3 protein-coding genes and 1 pseudogene are annotated in these 3,216 nt (G+C 75.0%); 2 read left to right on the top strand and 2 right to left on the bottom strand.

Going from position 1 to position 3,216, the window contains the following annotated elements; genetic code table 11:
* A pseudogene (locus AB0M52_RS32600) lies at positions 1–258 on the bottom strand (CDP-alcohol phosphatidyltransferase family protein); the annotation flags it as partial.
* A gap of 45 nt (positions 259–303) precedes the next feature.
* Positions 304–1,221, bottom strand: coding sequence for a methylenetetrahydrofolate reductase [NAD(P)H] (gene metF, locus AB0M52_RS32595; RefSeq protein WP_363961630.1), 918 nt, complete (start codon positions 1,219–1,221; stop codon positions 304–306).
* A gap of 224 nt (positions 1,222–1,445) precedes the next feature.
* Here metF and AB0M52_RS32590 point away from each other — a divergent pair, with 224 nt between their 5' ends.
* Together AB0M52_RS32590 and AB0M52_RS32585 are read left to right on the top strand one after the other, a co-directional pair.
* Positions 1,446–1,889: a helix-turn-helix domain-containing protein gene (locus AB0M52_RS32590; RefSeq protein ID WP_363961628.1), complete on the top strand. Its 444-nt coding sequence runs from the start codon at positions 1,446–1,448 to the stop codon at positions 1,887–1,889.
* A 134-nt stretch (positions 1,890–2,023) separates the two neighbouring features.
* Positions 2,024–3,106, top strand: a complete 1,083-nt coding sequence (locus tag AB0M52_RS32585; RefSeq protein ID WP_363961626.1) for a polyprenyl synthetase family protein — start codon at positions 2,024–2,026, stop codon at positions 3,104–3,106.
* Positions 3,107–3,216 lie beyond the last annotated feature (110 nt).

The raw sequence follows: 3,216 nt of genomic DNA, 5'->3' as shown, positions 1-3,216 counted from the left end.
GAGCAGCACGAACAGTGCGCCGAGGAACGGCCCGTCACCAGGCCGGACCGCGAGCAGCGGTACGCAGAGGCAGAGCAGCACCCCGACCACCGTCACCGCGGTCGGGCCGACCCGCAGCCGGCCCAGCAGGAACCCGAGGTGGTAGGAGAACCGCAGCCAGCCGCGTACCACCGGGGTGGCGGCCCGGGGATCGAACCCTCCGTGCAGCCGGGCCCACGCCGTGGCGTACTCGTTCCAGTTCAGCTGTCTGCCCACCACGGTTCAACCGTCACGACGGCGCTGAGGTGTCGCGGGCGCCCGGCGTCACGTAGCGGCGCCCACCCGCAGGTTCTGCCAGATCTCCCGGGTCGCGGTGGACCGGTTGAAGGTGATGAAGTGGATGCCGGGGACCCCCTCGTCGAGCAGCCGCCGGCACATCTCGCTGGTCTGCTCGATGCCGAGCCGGCGGACCGCGTCGGGGTCGTCGGCGACCCGCTCGAACCGCGCCGCCAGCGCCGGCGGGAAGGGCGCCCCGGTGAGCTGCACCGACCGCTCGATCGTGCCGATCCGGGTCACCGGCATCACCCCGGCCAGGATCGGGGTGTCGCAGCCGGCGGCGACCACCCGGTCCCGCAGGCGGAGGTACTCGTCGGCGTCGAAGAACATCTGGGTGATCGCGAAGTCCGCGCCGGACCGGCACTTGCGGACGAAGTGCTCGGTGTCGGTGGCGACGTCCGGCGAACGCGGGTGCCGGTACGGGAAGGCGGCGACGCCGACGCTGAAGTCGCCGGACCGGCGCACCAGGCGGACCAGGTCCTCGGCGTAGTGCACGCCTGCGGGGTGCGGTATCCACTCGCCGGTGGGGTCACCGGGCGGGTCGCCCCGCACCGCCAGCACGTTGCGCACCCCGGCGCCGGCCAGCCGGCCGATCACGTGCCGCAGCTCGGCGACGGAGTGGTTGACCGCGGTCAGGTGGGCCATCGGCAGCAGGGTGGTCTCGGTGGCGACCCGCTCGGTGACCGCGACCGTGGTGTCCCGGGTCGACCCGCCGGCACCGTAGGTGATCGAGACGAACGAGGGGCGCAACGGCTCCAGCTCGCGGATGGCCTGCCAGAGCTGTTGTTCCCCCTGCTCCGTCTTCGGCGGCATGAACTCGAAGGAGAAGGTCGGCTGGCAGTCGCGGACCAACTCCCCGATGGCCGGTTGCGGATTCGGGAGGACGGAGGGAAGACCGAGCGCCACGCACCGACTCTAGCGGGCCACGCCGCGTACCCCCACCGGCTTCCCAGGGGTGGGGACGCCGCGCCGCCCCGGAGGGGAAATCGTCGTACCCGTGGGGTAGTTCTGTGCCCAGCGCGGGTGCGGCCGAGACCGTACCGGGGGCCGCGCGGGGGTCGACATCCAACCGGTGGCAGACAGGTCCCGTTCCGGGGCGCGCCACCACCGCGCCGACCCCCGGAGGACCGATGCCCCCGTCCCCGCCCGACCCGCCGCCGTTCGGGCCGCTGCTGACCCGGTTACGGCTCGCTCGGGGCTGGAGCCAGTCCCGGCTCGCCGCCGAACTCTGCGCCGCCGCCGGTGTGCCCACGCTGAGCCGGCACGAGATCTCCCGGTGGGAGCGGCAGGTACGCAGGCCTGGGCGCTTCTGGCGCCGCTGGCTGGCCGAGGTCCTGGCGACGCCGGCCGTCCTGCCGGTCGAGGCCGCGTTTGGTGGCCGCGGCCAGCCGGTAGACGCCGCGAGCAGTGGCCGCGACCAGCCGGCCGACGCCGCCAGCAGTGGCCGCGACCAGCGGGCGGGGCACCGCCGCACCCGGCCTGGCAGCACCGCCGGCTCCCGCCCGGCCGCCAGACCGCCGCGCCCGAGCCGCCAGCCCGGCGGCGGGCGACCGAGACAACGCGGTACGCGATGACCGGCACCCGCGGATCGGGGCGGGTGACTCGGCGGGCCTGCCCGACCGGTTCCGGACGGGTGAGCAGCCGGGACACGACGCGCCGGGACGTGGGTGGGTCAGCGCGCCACGTCCCGACCTACTAGCGTCGGGACGTGACCCACGCTGCTCCCGTCTCGCCCGTTGACCGCGCCAGCCTCCGCCAACGCGTCGACAAGGCACTGTCCGACTTCCTCGTCGGCCGCCGGGCCTGGATGACCGACGTCGATGACGCCCTGGTGCCGGTCGCCGAGGCGATCGAGGCGTTCGTGCTGGGCGGCGGCAAACGGCTGCGGCCGGCCTTCGCCTACTGGGGATACCGGGGTGCCGGCGGGGTGGACACCGACCCGGTGGTGACTGCCCTCGCCGCGCTGGAGTTCGTCCAGGCCAGCGCCTTGATCCACGACGACCTGATGGACCGCTCGGACACCCGCCGGGGAGAGCCTGCGGTGCACCGCCGGTTCGCCACCCGGCACCGGGCAGCCGGCTGGGGCGGCGACCCGAACGACTTCGGCGACGCCGCAGCGATCCTGCTGGGCGATCTGTGCCTGGTCTGGTCCGACGAGCTTCTGCACTCCGCCGGGCTCGATCCGCGGGCGGTGGCTCGCGCTCGGCCGGACTTCGACGAGATGCGCACCGAGGTCACCGTCGGGCAGTACCTCGACGTGCTAACCCAGGCGACCGGGGACACCTCGCTGGAACGGGCCAGCAAGGTCGCCCGGTACAAGTCGGCGAAGTACACCGTGGAGCGGCCACTGCTGCTCGGCGCGGCGCTGGCCGATGCGCCCGCCGACGTGCGTATCGCCTACTCGGCGTACGGGCTGCCGCTGGGCGAGGCGTTCCAGCTGCGCGACGACGTGCTGGGCGTCTTCGGCGACCCGGCCCAGACGGGCAAGCCGGCCGGCGACGACCTGCGCGAGGGCAAGCGGACCTACCTGGTGGCGGCGGCGCTGGAGGCGGCCGACGAGGCCGGCCGGGCGCTGCTGCTGGCCGGGCTCGGCGATGCGCACCTGGACGCGGCCGGGGTGGCCCGGCTACGAGAGCTGATCATTGACACCGGCGCGCTGGCCCGCGCGGAGCAACGCATCGTCACGCTGACCGATGCCGCGCTCGCCGCGCTGACCGCCGTCGACCTGGACACCGAGGCCCGCCAGGCCCTGGTCGACCTGGCCATCGCCGCCACCCGCCGCGCCGACTGACCTCGGCCCGGCACGCCCGGCCCGGCCCGCCCGGCCCGGCACGCCCGGCACGCCCGGCCCGGCCCGCCCGGCCCGGCACGCCCGGCACGCCCGGCCCGGCAGATCGGAAG

This window comes from Micromonospora sp. NPDC051296, from assembly GCF_040682255.1.
GTDB classification, from domain to species: Bacteria; Actinomycetota; Actinomycetes; order Mycobacteriales; family Micromonosporaceae; genus Micromonospora; species Micromonospora craterilacus.
The sequence above is the reverse complement of the archived record's forward strand: the minus strand, read 5'-3'. Positions and strand labels throughout refer to the sequence as shown.

Coding starts and splice junctions, on each gene's coding strand:
- AB0M52_RS32590 (WP_363961628.1), top strand. CDS start 1,446: ATGCCCCCGTCCCCGCCCGACCCGCCGCCGTTCGGGCCGCTGCTGACC.